This window comes from Allobosea psychrotolerans, from assembly GCF_002917105.1.
GTDB classification, from domain to species: Bacteria; Pseudomonadota; Alphaproteobacteria; order Rhizobiales; family Beijerinckiaceae; genus Allobosea; species Allobosea psychrotolerans.
In genome coordinates this window covers 144163-164520 of record NZ_PQFZ01000014.1, presented here as the reverse complement: position 1 = coordinate 164520, position 20358 = coordinate 144163, and the positions used below count along the sequence as shown (strand labels likewise).

General features: G+C 67.3%; 17 protein-coding genes. 9 read left to right on the top strand and 8 right to left on the bottom strand.

Annotated features, from left to right (window positions below):
• The first annotated feature begins 99 nt into the window (after positions 1-99).
• On the top strand, positions 100-957 hold the full coding sequence (locus CYD53_RS21305; RefSeq protein WP_103720084.1) for an ABC transporter permease: 858 nt from the start codon (positions 100-102) through the stop codon (positions 955-957).
• Positions 954-1388 (top strand): GNAT family N-acetyltransferase, encoded by a 435-nt coding sequence (locus CYD53_RS21300; protein WP_181011962.1) that lies wholly within the window; start codon positions 954-956, stop codon positions 1386-1388. The genes CYD53_RS21305 and CYD53_RS21300 overlap by 4 nt, the downstream gene beginning before the upstream one ends.
• A gap of 6 nt (positions 1389-1394) precedes the next feature.
• Here the strand turns inward: CYD53_RS21300 and CYD53_RS21295 are convergent, their stop codons facing one another.
• From CYD53_RS21295 to murA, 4 genes are all read right to left on the bottom strand, one after another.
• Positions 1395-2192 (bottom strand): GntR family transcriptional regulator, encoded by a 798-nt coding sequence (locus CYD53_RS21295; RefSeq protein WP_103720083.1) that lies wholly within the window; start codon positions 2190-2192, stop codon positions 1395-1397.
• Positions 2192-3085, bottom strand: coding sequence for an N-acetylmuramic acid 6-phosphate etherase (locus CYD53_RS21290; RefSeq protein ID WP_103720082.1), 894 nt, complete (start codon positions 3083-3085; stop codon positions 2192-2194). The genes CYD53_RS21295 and CYD53_RS21290 overlap by 1 nt, the downstream gene beginning before the upstream one ends.
• Before the next feature lie 213 nt (positions 3086-3298).
• Positions 3299-4174 (bottom strand): glucosamine kinase nucleotide-binding domain-containing protein, encoded by an 876-nt coding sequence (locus tag CYD53_RS21285; protein WP_103720105.1) that lies wholly within the window; start codon positions 4172-4174, stop codon positions 3299-3301.
• 5 nt (positions 4175-4179) lie between these two features.
• A complete protein-coding gene (murA, locus tag CYD53_RS21280) occupies positions 4180-5439 on the bottom strand; it encodes a UDP-N-acetylglucosamine 1-carboxyvinyltransferase (RefSeq protein ID WP_103720081.1) in 1260 nt (419 codons plus the stop codon).
• 137 nt (positions 5440-5576) lie between these two features.
• Here murA and nagA point away from each other — a divergent pair, with 137 nt between their 5' ends.
• The 7 genes from nagA (at position 5577) to CYD53_RS21245 (ending at position 15848) form a co-directional block, all read left to right on the top strand.
• Positions 5577-6698, top strand: a complete 1122-nt coding sequence (gene nagA / locus CYD53_RS21275; RefSeq protein ID WP_425428331.1) for an N-acetylglucosamine-6-phosphate deacetylase — start codon at positions 5577-5579, stop codon at positions 6696-6698.
• A 74-nt stretch (positions 6699-6772) separates the two neighbouring features.
• Positions 6773-7708: a 2-dehydro-3-deoxygalactonokinase gene (locus CYD53_RS21270; protein WP_103720080.1), complete on the top strand. Its 936-nt coding sequence runs from the start codon at positions 6773-6775 to the stop codon at positions 7706-7708.
• 9 nt (positions 7709-7717) lie between these two features.
• On the top strand, positions 7718-8329 hold the full coding sequence (locus CYD53_RS21265) for a 2-dehydro-3-deoxy-6-phosphogalactonate aldolase (protein ID WP_103720079.1): 612 nt from the start codon (positions 7718-7720) through the stop codon (positions 8327-8329).
• 440 nt (positions 8330-8769) lie between these two features.
• Positions 8770-9519, top strand: a complete 750-nt coding sequence (locus tag CYD53_RS21260; RefSeq protein ID WP_281261272.1) for an IclR family transcriptional regulator — start codon at positions 8770-8772, stop codon at positions 9517-9519.
• Between the two features lie 5 nt (positions 9520-9524).
• Positions 9525-13373: a hydantoinase B/oxoprolinase family protein gene (locus CYD53_RS21255; protein WP_103720077.1), complete on the top strand. Its 3849-nt coding sequence runs from the start codon at positions 9525-9527 to the stop codon at positions 13371-13373.
• A 53-nt stretch (positions 13374-13426) separates the two neighbouring features.
• Positions 13427-15097, top strand: coding sequence for an OPT/YSL family transporter (locus CYD53_RS21250; protein WP_103720076.1), 1671 nt, complete (start codon positions 13427-13429; stop codon positions 15095-15097).
• Between the two features lie 64 nt (positions 15098-15161).
• Positions 15162-15848 (top strand): AroM family protein, encoded by a 687-nt coding sequence (locus CYD53_RS21245; protein WP_103720075.1) that lies wholly within the window; start codon positions 15162-15164, stop codon positions 15846-15848.
• A gap of 17 nt (positions 15849-15865) precedes the next feature.
• On the opposite strand, the gene CYD53_RS21240 is transcribed toward CYD53_RS21245, so the two are convergent.
• From CYD53_RS21240 to CYD53_RS21225, 4 genes are all read right to left on the bottom strand, one after another.
• A complete protein-coding gene (locus tag CYD53_RS21240) occupies positions 15866-16837 on the bottom strand; it encodes a succinylglutamate desuccinylase/aspartoacylase family protein (RefSeq protein ID WP_103720074.1) in 972 nt (323 codons plus the stop codon).
• A 32-nt stretch (positions 16838-16869) separates the two neighbouring features.
• On the bottom strand, positions 16870-17691 hold the full coding sequence (locus CYD53_RS21235) for an ABC transporter permease (RefSeq protein ID WP_103720073.1): 822 nt from the start codon (positions 17689-17691) through the stop codon (positions 16870-16872).
• A gap of 14 nt (positions 17692-17705) precedes the next feature.
• The gene (locus CYD53_RS21230) at positions 17706-18641 is read right to left on the bottom strand and encodes an ABC transporter permease (RefSeq protein WP_103720072.1); all 936 of its coding nucleotides are present in this window, start codon (positions 18639-18641) and stop codon (positions 17706-17708) included.
• Between the two features lie 67 nt (positions 18642-18708).
• Complete coding sequence (locus CYD53_RS21225; protein WP_103720103.1) at positions 18709-20295, bottom strand: ABC transporter substrate-binding protein; 1587 nt, start codon at positions 20293-20295, stop codon at positions 18709-18711.
• Positions 20296-20358: the final 63 nt, after the last annotated feature.

The window sequence follows — 20358 nt, the reverse complement described above, 5'->3', positions numbered from 1 at the left end:
GACCATCCTCGTCATCACCTTCGCCTTCGTGCTGGTCAATTTCGTGGTCGATCTGCTGTATGTGCTGATCGATCCGCGCGTGCGGCTGTGAGCGCTGCCATGGCCGGCGAGACCCCAAAGACAGGCAAGACGCCCAAGACAGGCAAGACGCCGAAGCTGCTGGTCGTCGCAGCGAGCGCCGTGATCCTGCTCGTCCTCGTCGCGGTGCTGGCGCCCTGGATCTCACCTTACGATCCGCTGGCGCAGGACATCCTGGCCCGTTTGAAGGGGCCGAGCGCGGCGCATTGGCTCGGCGCCGACCAGTTCGGCCGCGATCTGCTGTCGCGATTGATCCATGGCCTGCGCGCTTCGCTCGCTATCTCGGCTGCGGCGGTGATCGTCGCGCTCCTGATCGGCGGCACGCTTGGCCTGGTCGCCGCCTATTATCGCGGCTGGACCGAGCGCATCGTCATGCGCTGCATGGATGTGCTCTTCGCCTTCCCGGTGATCCTGCTCGCCATCGGCGTCATCGCGATGCTGGGTCCAGGCTCCGGCCCGACCGCGATCGCGATCGCGGTGGTCTACACGCCGATCTTCGCGCGCCTGCTGCGCGGGCCGGCGCTGGTCGTGGCCGAGAGCGATTTCGTGATGAATGCGCGCGCGATCGGGGCCTCCGACGCACGCATCATCTTCGTGCATATGCTGCCCAATCTGGCGAGCGTGCTCCTGGTGCAGACGAGCCTGCTGCTCTCGGCTGCGATCCTGGTCGAAGCCTCGCTCTCCTTCCTCGGGCTCGGCACGCAACCACCGGCGCCATCGCTGGGCACGATGCTGTCGGAGGGGCGCAATGTGCTGCTGCTCTCGCCCTGGAGCGCGGTGTTCTCAGGGCTGGCGATCCTGATCCTGGCCTTCGCGCTCAACCTGCTCGGCGACGTCCTGCGCGACACCCTCGATCCACGCCTCAGGGGCGAGCAGTGATCTGCCGAAACGCGACAGCCCGCGACGTCGCATGGCTCACCGCAGTGGCGCTCGACAATTACCGCAGGGTCTTCACGCCGCTTTTGCCGGATTGCGACTGGGCGCCTTTCGACGAGGCGCATTTCCGGGCGCGCTTCAGCGAGGCCTGGCCACGCGTCAGGATCGTTGCGGATGCGGTTCCGCTTGGCTTCGCGCTGGTCACGGATGGGCATATCGACATGTTCTTCGTCGATCGCAGCGCGCAGGGCAGGGGCGTCGGGGCGAGCTTGCTCGGCGACGCGCAGGATCGCGGCGCATGCTCGCTCGAAACCTTCGCGGTCAACCAGGCTGCGCGGCGTTTCTATGAGCGCTCCGGCTGGCGCATCGCGGCGCGCTATTCCCGGTCTTTTGCCGGGGCGGAATGCGATTTCCTGCGCTACGAGCGGTCCTGACCGCTGTCAGGTCCCGTTCTCGACCTTGCCGCTTTCGGCTTTGCCGCTGTCGACCTTACCGCCCTCGCTGCGCAATTCACGGACCTCGACGACGAAATCATAGCGGTCGCCGCGATAGGCCGAGCGGGTGAATTCGACCGGCGTGCCATTGGGCAGGAAGCCGCGGCGCTCGATGCGCAGGATGGCGGCGCCCACCGGCACGGATAGCAGTTTCGCTTCGGGGGCGGTCGCGAGCGAGGCTTGCAGGCGCTGCAGGCCGCGCACGGGCTTGGCGCCTCGCGCCTCCAGCGCGGCGTAGAGCGAGATGCCGACCTCGTCCAGAGAGGGCAGATGACGCGCGGGGATGACGGCGCGCTCGATCGCGAGGGGCTCGTCATCGGCGGTGCGCACGCGCGTCAAACGATGCACGGGTTGGTCGAGCGAGAGCGCCAGCGCCATGGCCTCGTCGGGCGTGGGCAGGCCGGTCGCCTTTTCGACCCAGATCGAGCCCGCAGCATGGCCGCGGATTGCCATGTCGGCCGAGAACCCGGCCAGCAGCGCCGCCGGCTGTTCGATGCGCGGCGCGATATAGGTGCCCGAACCATGCTTGCGCGAGAGCAGGCCCTCCCGCAGCAGCACCTCCAGCGATTTGCGCACGGTGACGCGCGAAATCCCGATTGCGTCCGACAGCTCGCGCTCCGAGGGCAGCGCGTCGCCGGTCTTGATCGCGCCATCGCGGACCTGGGCGCGGATCAACTCGGCCAATTGCAGATAGAGCGGCGTCGGGCTCGCCTCGATGAGTTGGCCCTTGGTGATGCGCAGCATCAGACCGTCCCGTCGGCGATATCGGAGAGCGCGACGCGCAGATTGCCGCCGCTGCGCGCGAGAATGCCGGCTGCCGTCTCCGGTGCATAGCCGAGCACGACCAGCGTCGCGAGCTTGATGTCGCCATGCGTGATCTGCAGCGCCGCGGCCGCCTCCTCGACATCGCAGCCGGCGATGCGCGCGACCATCTGCTGCGCCCGCAGCTTCAGCTTGGCATTGGCGGTGCGCATATTGACCATCATGCCGCGATAGACGCGGCCGAGCCGGAGCATGATGCCGGACGAGATCAGGTTGAGCACGACCTTCTGGGCGGTGCCTGCCTTCATCCGGGTCGAGCCCGCGATCAATTCGCTGCCGGTCTCGACCAGCACCGGAAACCGCGCCGCCGCCAGCAATGGCGCGCCGGCATTATTGGCGATGCCGATCGTCACCGCGCCGCGCTCCGTCGCACGCTGGACCGCCGCGACGGTGAAGGGCGTGGTGCCGCTGGCTGCGACGCCGATCACCACATCGGCAGGGCCGATCCGCGCTTCTTCCATGCGCCGGATGCCGTCGGCAGTGTCGTCCTCGGCGCCTTCGACGCTCGAGATCAAGGCGTCCTGGCCGCCGGCCATGGCAAAGACGATGCGCTCCAGCGGCCAGTCGAAGGTCGGCGGCAATTCGGCGCCGTCCTGCACAGCGACGCGGCCCGAGGTGCCTGCCCCGACATAGACCAGCCGCCCGCTCTCGCCGAGGACTTCGGCTGCCGCAGCGGCTGCCGCGGTCAGCGCGGGCAGGGCGCTGCGGACGGCGGCGACAGCGGCCATCTGGCCGTCCCACATCGCTTCCATGGCGCTGGCGAAGGGCCAGGCGTCGAGATCGGTGAATCGGGGATCGACGTCTTCGGTCGCCATTTTGCGGCAAGCTCTCAGAATACCAGTTAAATGCCTTTTGCGAGATCAGAGATACCAATTAGTCCAAGCTACCGCAATCGCAATCCGTTCCGGCCGCGTGTGGCGCCTCGCCATGGGCAGCCTGATCGCGCGGTTTCCCTTCGTCGCCGCTTGCCTGGGCACCGGCCTGATCATTACCGGTTGCCTGGCTGTCGTCAGAGCCTGTGACACCCTCTAGGCTTCCATCGTCCGCGCCAGGATGATCGCGCCCGAGACGGCATCGCCGTCGGCGGGCTTGAGGCGATGGCGGACATCGGGCGAGAGCCAGGGCTCGATCGAGCTCGACAGGCCGCCGAGGAGGGTGACGCGCGGCGCGCCCTGGTCGAACAAGGCGCGCACGAGCCCGTCGATCTGCTCGGCCGCGCTCTGGACGATGCGCCGGCCGGCCGCGTCGCCCTGATTGGCATGGCGCAGCACCAGGGGAGCGAAGGTCGCGTAATCCGTCGCCGTGGCGCGGTCCATCCAGGCGACGGCCTCTGCCGGCTCGTTCTGGAAGCGCTGCATCACCTCGCCGAGCAAAGCGGTGCGTTCGTGGCGGCCGTCATGGGCGCGCAAGGCGAGCCTGACGGCTTGCAGGCCGAGATCGGCGCCGCTGCCTTCGTCCGAGATCGGGAAGCCATAGCCGCCGACGCGCAGCTCGCGCCCGTCGACGCGGCCGATCCCCATCGAGCCCGTGCCGGCAATCACGATCGCGCCGTCCTGACCGGAATGCGCGCCGAGGCAGGCGGCGAAGCCGTCGCTGGTGAAAGCGATGCCGGCGAAGGGGTGGGGCAGGGCCTGCAGAGCCTCCAGCGCGCCCTTGCGGCCGAGCCCCGCAAGCCCGATGCCGGCGCGGATGGCGCCACGCGCCTCACCGGCAATGCCGGCCTCCTGCAGGGCGGCCTCGACCGCCGTCATGATCGAGGTCCAGGCCTTGTCGATGCCGAACCGCGTCGCCGCCGGTCCCGACAGACCCTGGCCGAGCACCTCGCCCATGTCCGTCTCGAGCCGCGCGCGGCAGCCCGTGCCGCCGCCATCGACGCCCAGATAATGACGCGCTTGCCCCGACACCGCGTTCAATCCTTCAACCGGGTGATGTCGGCGCCGCAGCGGCGCAGCTTGACGTCGAGCTGCTCATAGCCGCGATCGAGATGGTAGACGCGGTTGATGATGGTCTCGCCCTCGGCGACCAGCGCTGCCAGAACGAGGCAGACCGAGGCACGCAAATCGGTCGCCATCACCTGCGCGCCCCTGAGGGGCGAGCCGCCGCGCACCAGCGCGGTCGTGCCCTGCAGCGCGATATTGGCGCCGAGCCGCTGCAATTCCGGCACATGCATGAACCGGTTCTCGAACACGGTTTCGCGGATCATCGCCGCACCAGTGGCCTGCGTCATCAGGGCCATGAACTGCGCCTGCAGATCCGTCGGGAAGCCCGGATAGGGCTCGGTGCTGATGTCGACGCCGGTGAGGGCGCCGTCGCCGGAGACGATCAGGCCGCGATCGCCCGGCCAGATCCTGACGCCGGCTGCCTCCAGCACCTGCGCGACCGAGGCCATCTGTTCGAGCCTGGCATGGGTCAGTTCGAGCTGGCCGCCGGTGATGGCGGCGGCGATGGCATAGGTGCCAGTCTCTATGCGGTCGGGGATGATCTGGTGTTGCGTTGCGCGGAAGTCGGTATCGCCGGCAATCAGGATGCGGTGCGTGCCGACGCCTTCGATGCGCGCGCCCATGGCGATCAGGCAATCGGCGAGGTCGGCGACCTCCGGCTCGCGCGCCGCGTTGACGATTTCGGTCTCGCCCTTGGCGCGGGTCGCGGCCATCATCGCGGTCTCGGTCGCGCCGACCGAGGGCGAGCCGAGCACGATGCGTGCGCCCTTCAGCCCCGCCTTCGCCTCGGCGACGATCGTGCCACCTTCGATCTCGATCCTGGCGCCCAGCGCCATCAAGGCCTTGACGTGGAGGTCGACCGGGCGGGCACCGATGGCGCAGCCGCCGGGCAGCGAGACCCGCGTCGCCCCGAAGCGGGCGAGCAGGGGGCCGAGCACGAGTACGGTGGCGCGCATGCGCCGGACGGTGTCGTAGGGCGTCTCGCCGCCATTGGCAGCACCGGCGTCGATCGTGGCGGAATGGAGATCATGGCGTGTGACCGTTGCGCCATGGGCGGTGACGACCGCCAGCATGTTGTCGATATCGCTCACGGCCGGGAGGTTGCTGAGCGTCAGCGGCTGGTCGCTCAAAAGGGCAGCCGCAATCTGAGGCAGGCTCGCATTCTTGGCGCCGGCGATGGTCACCGCGCCTTCCAACCGCTTGCCGCCGATGATCCTGAGCCGATCCATGAGCTTCCTCTTGTGACGAGCTGAATGGTGTTATACTGGTCTTGTCAAGACAAGACCACAACAAGGCGGCGTCGCGCCGCGCGAACGGTCCTCAGCCCTTGCATCGCGATCCCTCTCCCTCTTGGCAAGGCCCCCATCTGATCGCGGCGTCGCAGCTCTTCGACGGCGAGCGGATGCTGGGACCGCGCTCGGTTGAGATCACTGACGGCGTCATCGTCGCGCTACATGAGCCGAACGAGGCGCCGGCGGGGCTGCCGACGAGGCAACTCCCCGCCGACAGCCTGCTCGCGCCGGGCTTTATCGACATCCAGGTCAATGGTGGCGGGGGCCTCCTGCTCAATGACGATCCGTCCGTGGAGACGATCCGTACGATGGCTGCCGCGCATCGCCGTTTCGGCACGACCGGGCTGCTGCCGACATTGATCACCGACGCACCGGACCGCTTGATCGCGCTCGCCGCGATTGCCGGCGCGGCGCTGGCGGTTCCGGGCGTGCTGGGCTTTCATCTCGAAGGGCCCTTTCTCAACCCGGCGCGCAAGGGCATCCATCCGCCACAGCATATCCGTTTGCCGGGCGAGGCGGAGATCGCGCTGTTGACGCGGTTCGGCATGGCGGGCCGTTCGTTCTTGACGCTCGCGCCGGAGCAGGTCGAAGGGACCGTCCTGAAGCGGCTCGCTGCTGCTGGCCTGCGCATCGCGATCGGCCATAGCGATGCGACCGCGGCCGAGGTCGCGGCTGCTGCGGATGATGGCGTGACGGGCGTGACGCATCTCTTCAATGCGATGTCGCAGATGGCGCCGCGCGCGCCGGGCGTGGTCGGCGCGACGCTGGCGGATGAGCGCCTCTTCGCCGGGATCATCTGCGATGGCCTGCATGTCGACCCGGTCAATCTGCGCGCCGCCTTCCGTGCGATGGGGCGCGACAGGCTGATGCTGGTCACCGATGCGATGTCGCTTGTCGGCTCCGATGAGACCTCGTTCCTGCTGCATGGCCGCGCCATCAAGCTGGAGGATGGGCGTTTGACCGATGCGCAAGGCACGCTCGCAGGCGCGCATCTCGGCATGATCGAGGCGGTGCGCAATGCGGTCAGGCTGATGGGCGTGACGATCGAGGATGCGCTCATCATGGCCTCGCGGACGCCGGCCTGCTTTCTCGGGCTGGACAAGGCGCTTGGGCGGATCGTGCCCGGCTACCGGGCTGACCTCGTTGCCTTCGACGCGACAAGCGTGCTCGCGACCTGGATCGATGGCCGGCCCTGACGATCCGCGCTTGCGGCTTCGCTCGCAGGCTGCATAACTCCGGCCGCCTGATTTTGCGCCGGACCTTTACGCCCATGAGCCCAGCCTCGCATCTGATCGCCATCGACTGGGGCACCTCGTCGCTGCGGGCTGCGCTGATGGACCGCGACGGCACGATCCTCGACCGGCTGCAATCGGGCGACGGCGTCATGGCGATGCTGGGGCGCGATTATGCCGAGCGCTTCGAGAGCCTGTTCGGCCCCTGGCTCGACCGCCACCCCACCGCGGTCGTCCTGGCCTCGGGCATGGTCGGCAGCCGCCAGGGCTGGCGCGAGGCTCCCTATGTCGCCTGCCCCGCCAGCTTCGAGGATCTGGTGCGCGGCATCGCTTATATCGAGGTGGAAGGGCGCGGTCGGATCGGTCTCGTGCCGGGCCTCGTCAGCGATCAGGCCGGGCCAGCGCCGGACGTCATCCGGGGCGAGGAGGTCCAGGTTTTCGGCGGCATGCGCCTCAACGGGCAAGCCAGCGGCATCTTCGTGCTGCCGGGCACGCACAGCAAATGGGTCGTGGTCGAGGAGGGGAAGATCGCGCGCTTCCACACCTTCATGACCGGCGAGCTCTACGGTTTGCTCAAGCGGCATTCGATCCTGGGCAAGCTGATGCCGGAGGACAGCGAGCCGCCTTTCGCTCCCGCCGCCTTCGAAGCCGGCTGCAGGCTCGCGCTCTCCGACGAAACCGGGGCGCTGCTGCACCGCCTGTTCTCGGTCAGGACGACCGGGCTGTTCCACCGCTTCACCAGCGAGGAGTTGCCGAGCTATCTCTCCGGCCTGCTGATCGGGGAGGAGGTGCGCGAGGCGAAGGCGCTTATCGGCGATCATACGCCCGGCCCCATTCAATTGATCTGCCGCGAGGATCTGGCGCGCTCCTATCGGCTCTGCCTCGAGGCCGCCGGGATCGACAGCGCCTGGATCGACGATGCGGCTTTTCTCGGCCTGTTCGACATCGCCCGCCGCAACGCTTTGATCGCCTGAGGTTCCAGCATGAGCTTTCACGATGCGCTCCGCGCCTTTCCGTTCATCGCCATCCTGCGCGGCGTGAAGCCCGACGAGGTCGTCGGCCTCGCCGCGGAACTGGTCGAGGCGGGCTTCCGCATCGTCGAGGTGCCGTTGAACTCGCCCGAGCCGCTGCGCAGCATCGAGGCGCTGGCGCGCGCCTTTCCCGACATCCTGATCGGTGCGGGCACGGTGATGAGCGCTGAGGCCGTGGCGTCCGTCCAGCGGGCGGGCGGGCGCCTGATCCTGATGCCCCATAGCAACGGGGCGGTCGTGCGCGCCGCCAAGGACCATGCCCTGACCTGCGTGCCCGGCGTCGCGACGCCGACGGAGGCGTTTGCGGCGCTCGCCAACGGGGCCGATGCGCTGAAGATGTTCCCGGCCGAGCAGATGCCGCCTGCCGTGGTCGGCGCCTGGCGCGCCGTGCTGCCGCCGGGGACGCTGCTCGTCCCGGTCGGCGGGATCAGCCCCGACAAGGTCGAGGCCTATCGCAAGGCCGGCGCGGGCGGCTTCGGCCTCGGCTCGGCGCTCTACAAGCCCGGCATGACGCGCGAACAGATCCGCGCCACGGCGCAGGCTTTCGCGCAGGTGTCGGTCTGAAGCGATAGGCCTGACGTCAGCCGCGAGAGCCGCGACGCCATCTTCCTTCTCCCGGATGGGAGAAGGTGGCGCGTGAGCGCCGGATGAGGGTGTGCCCTTTCAATAGAAAGCGCAGCGGCACAGTCGCGCTCTAATAATCAGCGGCAGGCCCTCATCCCTGCCCTTCTCCCATCCGGGAGAAGGGTTCCCCGCGCCCTTCGCCGCTACGCACCCGAACCTCGCGGCAGAACCCCGCAGAGCCGCGCGCTTCCTCGCGCGGCTTTTGCATGGGACCGCCTGTGCGAAGCATCGCTGCGGGCGAGCGGGACATGTCGGACCGTCATGGCTCGATTGACTCCCGATCGCGGCGCCGTGTATGTTCCTGTTATTGCAACTTAAGTTCCATTTAGTGGAACTTTTTGAGATGCGCTCGATTGTCCATCCTGCTCGCAGCCGCTGATGTGCTTCGTTGCTTCTCCAGCACGCGTCACGATGTGACGGTGACGGATCTGGTTGCTTTGCTCGACATGCCGAAAAGCAACGCGTCGCGCCTGCTGCGGACGATGCGGGATGCCGGGCTCCTGGAAACGGTCGGCGACAGCAAGCGCTACCGGCCCAGCGTGCTCCTGCATCAGGCCGGGCAGGTCTATCGCTTCTCCGCTTCCCTGATCGATCGCGCCGATGCGGTCGTTGCGCGCGTCTCGGCCGAGATCGGCCATACCGGCTATATCAGCGTGCGCCAGGGCACCGACATAATCGGCGTGACCGCTCATCCCGGCCGCCATGCGCTGCGGGTGGTCACTGCGATCGGCGACAGGATCGCGGCTTTCGCCTCCAGCACCGGCCGGGCCTTGCTGGCGCGGCTGCCCGATGACGAGATCCGCCGCCTCTATGCCGGCGGCTTCGCGCCGCCATCGGCCACGGCGCCGCAGAGTTTCGACGAATTGTTCGCCCGCCTCGCGGTCGAGCGTGCTCGCGGCTATGCCGAATCCGAGGACGAGGCCGTCCGTGGCGTCGGCGCGATTTCGGTCGCTGTCGGCGATCCCGTGAGCGGCGACGAGGTCGCGCTCTGCATTTCCTTTCCGGCGGCGATGGCCAGTGCGGCCGAGCGGGCCGCCATCATTACCTCCCTTGGTCAGGGGGCGGCCGAGATCGCTGCCATCACCAAGGATCCCCGCTTCATCCCCCTCTCATCCTCTATCGCGGAGTGAGCTCCATGAGCACGCGTTGGCGCATCGGCTTCGACATCGGCGGCACCTTCACCGATTTCATCCTCTATGACGCGCAGGAGCGTTCGGTCCGGCTGCACAAGCGCCTGACCACGCCGCACGACCCGTCCGAGGCGGCTCTGATCGGCCTTGAGGAACTCGTCGCCATGGCCGGCATCACGCTGGCCGAGATCGGCGATATCGTCCACGGCACGACGCTGGTGACCAATGCGGTGATCGAGCGCAAGGGCGCCAAGCTCGGCCTGATCACCACCCAGGGCTTCCGCGATATTCTCGAAATGGGGACCGAGCAGCGCTACGACATCTACGATCTGTTCCTGACCTTCCCGGAGCCGCTGGTCTCGCGCGAGCATCGGCTCGAAGTCACTGAGCGCATCGACCGCGACGGCAAGGTCGTCACGGCCCTCGACGCGGAGGCCGTGCGCAAGGCAGCCGGCGAACTCACTGCCGCCGGTTGCGAAGCGGTCGCGATCTGCTTCCTGAACAGCTATCGCAACACCGCCCATGAGCGCGAGGCCGGGCGCATCGTGCGCGAGGCCTTTCCGGAATTGACCGTCTCGATCTCCAGCGAGGTCGTCGCCGAGATCTGGGAGTATCAGCGCTTCGTCACCACGGCGGCCAACGCCTATGTCCAGCCCTTGATGGGGCGCTATCTCGAGCGGCTGCAGCGCGAACTCGCAGCCCGTTCCTTTGCCGGCGCGCTGCGTCTGATGCATTCGGCCGGCGGCCTGGTCTCGCCGGAGACAGCGCGCGCCTTCCCGATCCGCCTGCTGGAAAGCGGCCCGGCGGGTGGCGGGCTGGCGACGGCCCTGTTCGGCGAGCTTGCCGGCCACAAGGACGTGATCTCCTTCGACATGGGCGGCACCACAGCCAAGGCCTGCATGATCGAGGACGGCCGCGCCGAGATCGCGCCGATGCTCGAGGCCGGGCGCGTCAACCGCTTCGCCAAGGGCTCCGGCCTGCCGATCAAGGCGCCCGTCATCGACATGATCGAGATCGGCGCCGGCGGCGGCTCGATCGCGGCGATCGACGAGGTCGGCCTGCTCAAGGTCGGCCCGCATTCGGCCGGTTCCGATCCGGGCCCGGCCTGCTACGGCATGGGCGGCACCAAGCCGACCGTGACCGACGCCAATCTCGTGCTCGGCTATTACGATCCCGGCTTCTTCCTCGGCGGGCGCATGGCGCTCGATCTCGAGGCCGCGCGCAAGGCCGTGGCCTCGATCGCGACCCCGCTCGGCCTCTCCATCGAGGAGGCCGCCTGGGGCATCCATAAGGTCGTGGTCGAGAGCATGGGCGCTGCCGCTCGCGTCCATCTCGTCGAGAAGGGCAAGGACCCCCGGCGCTACGCCATGGTCGGCTTCGGCGGCGCCGGTCCGGCGCATGCCGTCGATGTCGCGCGCGTGCTCGGCGTCAGCCAGGTCATCATTCCGCCGGCCTCGGGCGCGGCTTCCGCGCTCGGCTTCCTGGCCGCGCCGCTGTCCTTCGATCTCGTCCGCTCGCTGCCGGTCGAATTCGCCGAGGGCTTCGACGCGGCTTCGGTCAACGCCATGCTGGCCGAGCTGGAGGCGGAAGGGCGCAAGCATCTGCTCGACGCCGGCGTGAAGCCGGCCGACATCGCGGTCGAGCGCTCGGCCGATATGCGTCTGGTCGGCCAGATGCACGATATCGCGGTCGATCTTCCCGCCGGGACGATCGACGCGTCGAGCCTGGAGGCCATCCGCGCCGCCTTCGCCAGGGTTTATTCGGCCCGCTACACCTCGGTCTATGAGGGCGCGCGGCTGGAGGCGATCAATTTCCGCGTCCGCTGCGTCGGCCCCGCGCCGACGCTCTCACTCTCCGGGGCCGCCGGCGGGGCCGAGGCCAGCAACAAGGTCAAGGGCAGCCGCCAGGCCTGGTTCGAGACCGGCTGGAGCGAGGCCACGGTCTATGACCGCTATGCGCTGCGTCCCGGCGACCATATCAGCGGGCCGGCCATCATCGAGGAGCGCGAGGCGACGACGATCGTGCCGCCGGGCGACACGGTGGCGATCGACGAAGTGTTGAACCTGCTGATCAGCGTCGCCAGCACCAGCGCGGCCGAGGTCACCATCACCGCCGACATGCCGATGGCCGAAGCGGCGCGCCGCATCGAGGCCGATCCGATCTCGCTCGAGATCATGTGGAGCCGCCTCGTCAACGTCGTCGAGGAGATGTGGCTGACCGTCTGCCGCACCGCCTTCTCGCTGGTGATCTCGGAATCGCAGGACTTCGCCTGCGAATTGCTCGATCCGGAGGGGGAGACGCTGGCGCACAGCCCGCGCGCCATGCCGGTGTTCAACCTGACGCTGCCGCGCGCGGTCAAGGCGCTGCTGGAGCGCTACCCGGCCGAGACGCTGAAGCCCGGCGATGTGCTGATCACCAATGATCCCTGGCTCTGCGCCGGCCATCTCTTCGACATCGCGATCGTCACGCCGGTCTTTCTGGGCGAGCGCGTCGTCGGGCTGATGGGCACGGTCGGCCATGTCTCTGATATCGGCGGCACCAAGGATTCGCTGCGAGCCCGCGAGATCTATGAGGAAGGCTTCCAGATCCCGCCGATGAAGCTCTATGAGGCCGGCCGGATCAACGAGACGCTGATCAGGCTGCTCGGCGAGAACGTCCGCAATTCCGAGCAGGTGCTCGGCGACCTGCACTCCTTCGTGGCGGCCAACGCCATCGGCGCCGAGCGGCTGCAATCCTTCATGGCCGATTACGGCATGCAGGATCTGCGCGCGCTCGCCTTCGTGGTGCAGAACCGTTCGGAGAAGGCGATGCGCGAGGCGATCTCGGCGCTGCCGGACGGAACTTATCACGGCACCGTCTCGAACAACCCGCTGGGCACGCCGATGACCTATCCGCTGGCGCTGACGGTGAAGGGCGACACGATCCATCTCGACTTCGCCGGTGCACCGCCGCAACTGGCGCAGGGCGGGCTGAACTGCACGCTGAACTACACCAGCGCGCATGCGACCTATCCGCTGAAATGCATGCTGACGCCGAATGTGCGCGGCAATGCCGGCTGCTACCGCGCCTTCACGCTCGATGTGCCCAAGGGCTCGATCCTGAACTGCGACAAGCCGCTGGCGGTCAATCTGCGCACCCGCACCGGCTGGTACATCGCGCCCAACATCTTCCGGGCGCTGTCGCAGGCCGCGCCGAAACAGGTCCAGGCCTTCACCGGCCTGCCCGTGGCGGCCAATGTCTACGGCCGGGACGAAGCCGGCAGCACTTATTCCGACATGCTCTTCGTCGGCGGGGGGCAGGGCGGCTCCGCCCATGGCGACGGCAAATCGGGCCTGCTCTACCCGACCTCGGCCGCCAACACCTCGATCGAGACCTTCGAGGCGCGCGTTCCCGTCCTTGTCGTCGAGAAGACCTATCTCCAGGATTCCGGCGGCGCCGGTCAGCAGCGCGGTGGCCTCGGCCAGCGCGTCAAGCTGCGCAAGCTCGCAGCCGACGGCCTCCCGACCTTGGTCTCGCTCTATCCGGAGGGAGTCAACAACCCGATCCCCGGCCTGTTCGGCGGCAAGCCCGGCGGTGGCGCCTCGGGCCGCGTACTCAATGAGGCTGGCGACGTGCTCAAGGATGTCGGCACCGGCCAGCTGGTCCAGGTCATGCATCCCGATGAGATTGTCGAGCTCGTCCTGGCCGGCGGCGCTGGCTATGGCGCGGCTTCCGAACGCTCACCCGATGCCATCGCCCGCGACATCGCCCTGGGCTTCGTCTCGCCGGAGGCCGCCAGGCGCGACTACGGCGTCGCGAGCGGAGAGGTGCTGCAGGAGCAGGAGACCAAGTCCGGCGCGTTCGCCGCCGGCTGAGATCATCGCCAATCGGCGTTCAAGCCCGAAAGGGGCAAAGAGGGGGACTACCTATGACTGAACCTACCGGGGCGGGGCGGCAGAAGCATCCCAGCCTGTTCGAGCCGGCGACGCTGGTGCTGATCGGCATCCTCAGCGTCTTCGGCGCCATCATCGGCATGCAGCTCCTGGTGTCGCTCGGCGTCACCGCCAACACCTCGCTGATCGGCGCGATGGCGGCGATGGCGCTGGCGCGACTGCCGCTCGGGCTGTTCCTGCGCTACCGCTCGATCCATGTACAGAACCTGGCGCAAAGCGCGATCTCGTCGGCGACCTTCGGCGCCGCCAACAGCCTGCTCCTGCCGATCGGCATTCCCTTCCTGCTCGGGCGCCCCGATCTGGTCCTGCCGATGTTCGCCGGCGCCTTCATGGCGATGCTGCTCGACGCTTACTTGCTCTATCGGATGTTCGACTCGCGCGTCTTCCCGGCGACCGGGGCCTGGCCTCCGGGCGTCGCCGCCGCCGAGGCGATCAAGGCCGGCGACGAAGGCGGCCGCAAGGCGGTTTTGATGGGCGTCGGTTTCGTCACCGGTATCGCCGTGTCCTTCATCAAGATCCCGCTGGCCGCGATCGGCTTCGTCGGCTCGACTGCCGTCTCGGGCATTCCGATGTCGGCTTTCGGCGTCGCCTTCATCGGCAATATCTGGGCGCTGACGATGTTCGGCGTCGGCCTGCTGCTGCGCGGCTATTCCGGCCAGCTCTTCAACAACGAGACCTTCGCCACGCTGATCCCCAAGGGCGATCTGATGGCGGCCTATATCCCGCACGGCTTCATGATCGGCGCGGGCATCGTGGCGCTGTTCCAGGTGGTGCAGCTGCTGATGCAGCGCAACGAGGCCGCCCGGAAGGCCGAGGCTGCCGCGGGCACCTCTGACGCTGCGGTGCGCCGCGCGCTGGGACTGGGCACCATCGGCTATCTCGTGATTGCCGTTTTCATCGCTGTAGCCGGCGGGCTGATGAGCGACATGTCGATCGGCATGCTGATCCTGTTCGTGCTCTATGCGGCCTTTGCGGCCTATGTGCATGAATTGATCGTCGGCCTGGCGGCGATGCATTCCGGCTGGTTCCCGGCCTTCGCGGTGGCGCTGATCACGCTGATCATCGGCATGCTGATCGGCTTCCCGGTGCCGGCGCTGGCCTTGCTCGTCGGCTTCTCCGCCGCGACGGGGCCAGCCTTCGCCGATATGGGCTATGACCTCAAGGCCGGCTACATCCTGCGCGGCAATGGCGTCGATCCGGCCTTCGAGCTCGATGGCCGCCGCCAGCAGCTCTTTGCGGCGATGTTCGCCTTCGTCATCGCCGGCATCGTGGTCCTGGTCTCCTATCAGAGCTATTTCGCCCAGAACCTCGTCGCCCCCGTCGACAAGGTCTATGCCGCGACGATCAAGGCGGGCGTCGCACCGGGCGTTGCCTGGTCGCTGTTCATGTGGGCGATTCCGGGTGCGATCCTGCAGTTCATCGGCGGACCGAAGCGCCAGATCGGCGTGCTCTTCGCGACCGGCCTGCTGATCAACTTCCCGATGGCGGGCTGGGCCGTGCTGTTCGGCATCGTCTGCCGGCTGATCTGGGAGAAGCTGCGCGGCGCGAGCGGCGAAGGCGACATGGAGGTCTTTGCCGCCGGCGTCATCGCGGGCGATGCGATCTTCAGCTTCTTCGACTCCGTGCTGAAGGGCTTCAAGCGCTGAGCGAGCCTGCGTGCCGGGGCTCCTCCCGGCACGCAGGCGACATTCAAAACGACGAGATCCCATCATGACGATGACGGCCCGCAAACTCGGCACGCTCACCATCGGCCAGGCGCCGCGCGCCGACATCACGCCCATTCTCGACGCCGTCATCGCTGCGGGCACGCCGCGCCGGCATGCCGGCGTGCTCGACGGCTTGAGCAAGGCCGAGATCGAGCGCGATTTCGCGGCCCGTCCGGGCGAGGCGATGCTGATCACCAAACTGCTCGACGGCTCCTCGGTGATCATGGACAGGAGCAAGACGGAAGCGGCGGCGCAGGCCAAGCTCGCCATGCTGGAGGCCGAGGGCTGCAGCACGATCCTGATGCTCTGCACCGGCCATTTCGAGACGCTCTCCTGCGAGCGGGCGCGCCTGATCGAGCCCGACCGCATCCTGCCGCCGACGGTCGCGGCCCTGACGCAGGGGGCGCGGCTCGGCATCATCGTGCCGATCCCTGAGCAGATCGCCAGCGAAGCCGGCAAATGGGTGGCGCTCGGCCAGGAGCCGCTCTATGGCGCGGCTTCTCCCTATGCGGAGCCCGGCCCGGCGCTGGCGCAGGCCGCGCGCGATCTCGCCGAGCGCGGCGCTCAGATCCTGCTGATGGATTGCATGGGCTTCGTCGAGAGCCATCGCCGCGAGGCGGCGGAGGCTTCCGGGCTGCCGGTCATCCTGTCCAACAGCCTGATCGCGAAGCTGGTTTCCGAGATCGTCTAGGACCAGCTGCCTGCCGGCTAGGGGAGCCGCGCGCTCGCCACGCCGAGACAGCAGATGCCTTCGCCGAGCTTTGCTGTGGCGTTGGGGAAGATGGTGAAGCCGTCGCGGGCTGCGGTGACTGGGTCGCCATTGGCGCGCCGCGCGATCACCTGGCCGGCCGCGATGCGGTCGCCGGTCTTCCAGATTCCTTCGAGACGGTCGCCCTCCGCTTCGCAGAGCACCTGATCGACCATGTCGATCACCGTGCGCTGCAAGGGCGCGGGTGGCGGCGCATCGACCAGCCCGAGATGGATCAGCGCATTGCGGATCGCGGCGTGGCCGATATTCGCCGAGTTGGGGTCGTCATGCTGGCCGCATTCCAGCGTGACGCCGTAGCCCCCGGCGAAGCGCATATACTCCGTGGTGCCGAAACCCTCCGTGACCGAGAGCGGCGGCAGGTTCAACCGTTCGCGCGCCGCGATCTGGCGGGCATAGATGGGGAGCCAGCCATGAGCCAGGATGTCGGGGCCGAGGCAGGCGGCAAAGGCCGCCTCCTCCGCGGCATGACGGAAAGCTTCGAGCTCGCCGGTATTGTTCTCAGGGCCGAAGAAGACGAAGGGCTCGCCTTCGCCCTTGAAGGAGTGGATGTCGAGCAGGACATCGTGCTGGCGCAGCAGGGCGCAGAGGCGGTTGCCGATCCGGTCCTCATTATCGGCGGGCAGCGGCTTCTCGCGCAGGTCGCGGTTGAGGTTGCGGTCGCCCTCGCGGGTGTTCTGCCGATAGGCCTTGGGATTGGCGACGGGCAGGAAGGTGACCTCGCCGCGCAGGATCGTCAGCCGGCCTTCCCGGCAGTCGGCAATGGCGCGGGCGATGGCGTTGGGTCCACAGGTCTCGTTGCCATGGACGGCGCCGAGCACGATCAATCTCGGACCGCCCTTGAGGCCGTGGAAGCGCACGCTTTCCAGCGGCGCGAGATCGACTGCGGCATCCGGGCTGGGTTTCGTCGTCATCGGCGGTCTCGGTTCCGGGAGTGAATGGCCGCTCAGGCGCGGCGCGATTGCGATTGGGGGTCGAGGATGTCGCGCAGGCCGTCGCCCAGCAGGTTGAGGCCGAGCACGGTCATGAAGATGGCAAGCCCGGGAAAGACCGAGATCCAGGGCGCGGTGGTGATCTGGTCGCGCGCATCCGAGAGCATCGAGCCCCAGCTCGGGAAGGGCGGGCGGATGCCCAGGCCCAGGAAGGACAGGGCGGCCTCCGCCAGCACCGCCCCGCCCATGCCCAGCGTGCCGATGACGATGATCGGGCCGGCGATATTGGGCAGGATTTGTTTGAGCATGATCCGGGTATTGCCGCTGCCGAAGGAGCGCGCAGCCTCGACATAGCCCTGCTGCTTGATCGAAAGCGTCGCCGCGCGCGAGAGACGACAGGTATAGGACCAGTTGGTCAGCCCGAGCGCGATCAGGAGGCTGGTCAGGCCGGGCTGCAGGATCGCCATGATGGCGAGCGCGAAGATCAGCGAAGGGATCGAGAGCATCAGATTGGTCAGGCCGTTGACGAAATCATCCCACCAGCCGCCCCAATAGCCCGCGGATAGTCCCAGTGCGACCCCGATCAGGGTGTTGATCAACTGCGAGACGATGCCGACGGTCAACGAGATGCGCGCGCCGTAGAGCACGCGGCTGTAGATGCCGCGGCCCTGCGCGTCGGTGCCGAACCAGAACTCGCTGCCGGGAGGCATCTCGGCATTCATCAGGTTGGCGTCCATGACCGGATCTGTATGGGCAAGCCAGGGCGCCAGCGTGCCGCCAACGATCACTGCTGCGAACAGCGTACCGCCGATCCAGAGATTAGCTCTAAATTTCATAGGCTTGCTCGATCCTAGCTGTATTTGATGCGTGGATCGATCAACGCGCAGAGCACGTCCACGACGATGTTGACGATGAGGAAGAACAGCACGAGCAGCAGGATGCAGGCCTGGACGACGGGTATGTCGCGCAACGAGACGCTATCGACCAGCAGCGACCCGATTCCCGGCCAGGCGAACAGCTTCTCGATCACGACGGCGCCGCCCATGATCGAGCCGAACTGCAGGCCGAGCGTCGTCAGCACGATGACGGCTGCGTTGCGCGCCACATGCCAGCGCATCACCCGGACTTCGCTGTTGCCCTTGGCGCGCGCGGTGCGGACGAAGTCTGCGTTCATCACCTCCAGCACGGCAGCCCGCGTGGTTCGTGCCAGCAGGGCCAGCGGCGCCACGCCGAGCGCGACGGCCGGCAGCACGAGATAGCGCGGATTGCCGTCGCCATAGCCGAAACTGGGGAACCAGCCGAGCAACAGGGCGAAGGTGTACATCAGCATCAGGCCGAGCCAGAACTGCGGCAGGGACAGGCCGGAGACGGCGACGATCATCGACTGCATGTCGACCCACCCGCCCGGCTTGAGAGCGGCAAGAAAGCCAAGCGGGACGCCGAACGCGATCGCAAACAGCATCGCGGCCATGGAAAGCTGCAAGCTGGGCCAGATCCGCTCCGACAGTGAATTGATCACGGGCTGACGCGTTCTGAAGGATGTCCCGAGGTCCAATGTCAGCAGTTTGCCGGCATATTTGCCAAAGCGCACATGCACGGGTTCGTCGAGACCGAACTGCGTGTTCATCCGCGCCACCGCCTCTGCATCGATGGCCGAGCGGCCATCGGACGACTGTGTGGATGCGAAGTCGCCGGGGATCACGCTGAACATCACGAAGACCAGCGCCGCGACGGCGAGCAGGATCGGCACGGCCTGCAGCAATCGCTTGAAGACATAGGGCAGCATGGGCAGCTCCTGGCCATGAACGCCCGGCGGAACGAGCCGCCGGGCGTAGGGACTTGGCGCGGGAGGGTTACTTCGCCGCCGGCGAGGAGGCGTCGACCCAGAGATCCTCGAAATATTGCAGGGCAAGCTCCGTCGCGTTCGGCTGCAGGCCGTGCAGCCAGGGCTGATAGGCCAGTACCGCCTTGTTGTAGTTGAAGAACCAGACCGGCGCGTCGGCATAGACGATCGCATTGGCCTGTTTGACGAGGTCGAGGCGCTTGGCGGTGTCGGCGGTGGCGCCGGCCTCGTCCAGCAGCTTGTCGACCGCGGGGTTCTTGTAGGTGGTGTAGTTGCAGGCGCTCTGCGGCGTCGCGGAATGGAAGCACTTCATCGCCGTCAGCGGATCGGGCCCCGAAGTGTTCGACCAGATATAGGCCTGGAAATCGCCCTTCGCGACGATGCCGCCCAGGGCCGAGCCCTCGACCGGCTTGACCTTCACCTTGATGCCGACCTTGGCCAGCATCGGGATCGTCGCCTCGACGATCGGCATGCCCCAGCTCTCATTGGGCGTCGCCGTCCATTCGAACTCGAAGCCGTCGGGATAGCCGGCCTCGGTCAAGAGCTTCTTGGCCTTTTCAGGATTGAAGTCATAGGGCTGCATCGCCTTGTCATAGGCCGGCGAGGAGAGCGGCAGCCAGCCGGTGGCGCGATAGGCCTTGTCGCGGACGAGGCGCTTGATGATCAATTCGCTGTCGATGGCGTGGTTGATCGCCTGGCGCACACGCTTGTCGGCAAAAGGCTTGAAGCCTGGATTCATGCCCATATTGCGGGTGAAGACCTCGGCGACCTCGAGGATGCCCTTCGACAGGTTGGGATCGGCCTTGTAGGCGACATATTGCGTCGGCCCCAGGATCGAGACGTCGATCTCCTTGTTGCGGAAGGCGACGTCGCGGGCGGCAGCCTCTCCCATCGGCGAGATCACCAGCTTGTCGGCATAGGGCTTGCCGGGCTGATAGAACTTCTCCCAGCGCTCGAAGACCATGCGCGAGCCGGGAACATGCTCGACGAATTTGAACGGGCCGAGCCCGATCGGCTTGTTGAAGAAGTCCGGCGCCTGGGCTTCCTTCGCGGGGTAGATCGAGGTCGTCGCGGCGTTGAAGAGGAAGCCGGGCTCGGTGCGCTCGGTGAAGGTCATCTCGAGGGTGAAATCGTCGATCTTCCGGAGGCCCGCGATCTCCTTGGCCTGGCCCTTTTCGACATCGATCGCGCCCTTGAGCAGACGGACATAGCGTGCGGCAGGATAGCTCTTCGAGCCGTCCATCAGGCGCGTGAAGGTCCAGATGATGTCGTCGGCGACCATCTTGCGGCCGTTATGGAAGAGCGCGTCATCCCTGAGCTTGAAGGTATGGACGAGGCCGTCGGCCGAAACCTCGACGCTCTTGGCGAGCTCGAGCACCGGCTTGTTGTTGGCCGAATCCCAATTGTAGAGCGAGCGGTGCAGCGCCTTGCCGTAGATGTCGTCCTGGATCTGGTTGGAGACGTGGCTGTCATTGCTGACGAAGGAGGCCGCATACGGCGCGGTGAAGCGAATGGTGCCGCCCCGACGCGGTTCCTGCGCTTGCACTGTGAAGGCCGCGAGCGTCAGCGCGGTCGTGAGTGCCAGTGTCTTGAGCATCGAATATCCTCCCATATGCGCCGTCTAACCTGACCGCTCATCGGCCTGGCTGCGGCTTTTCCG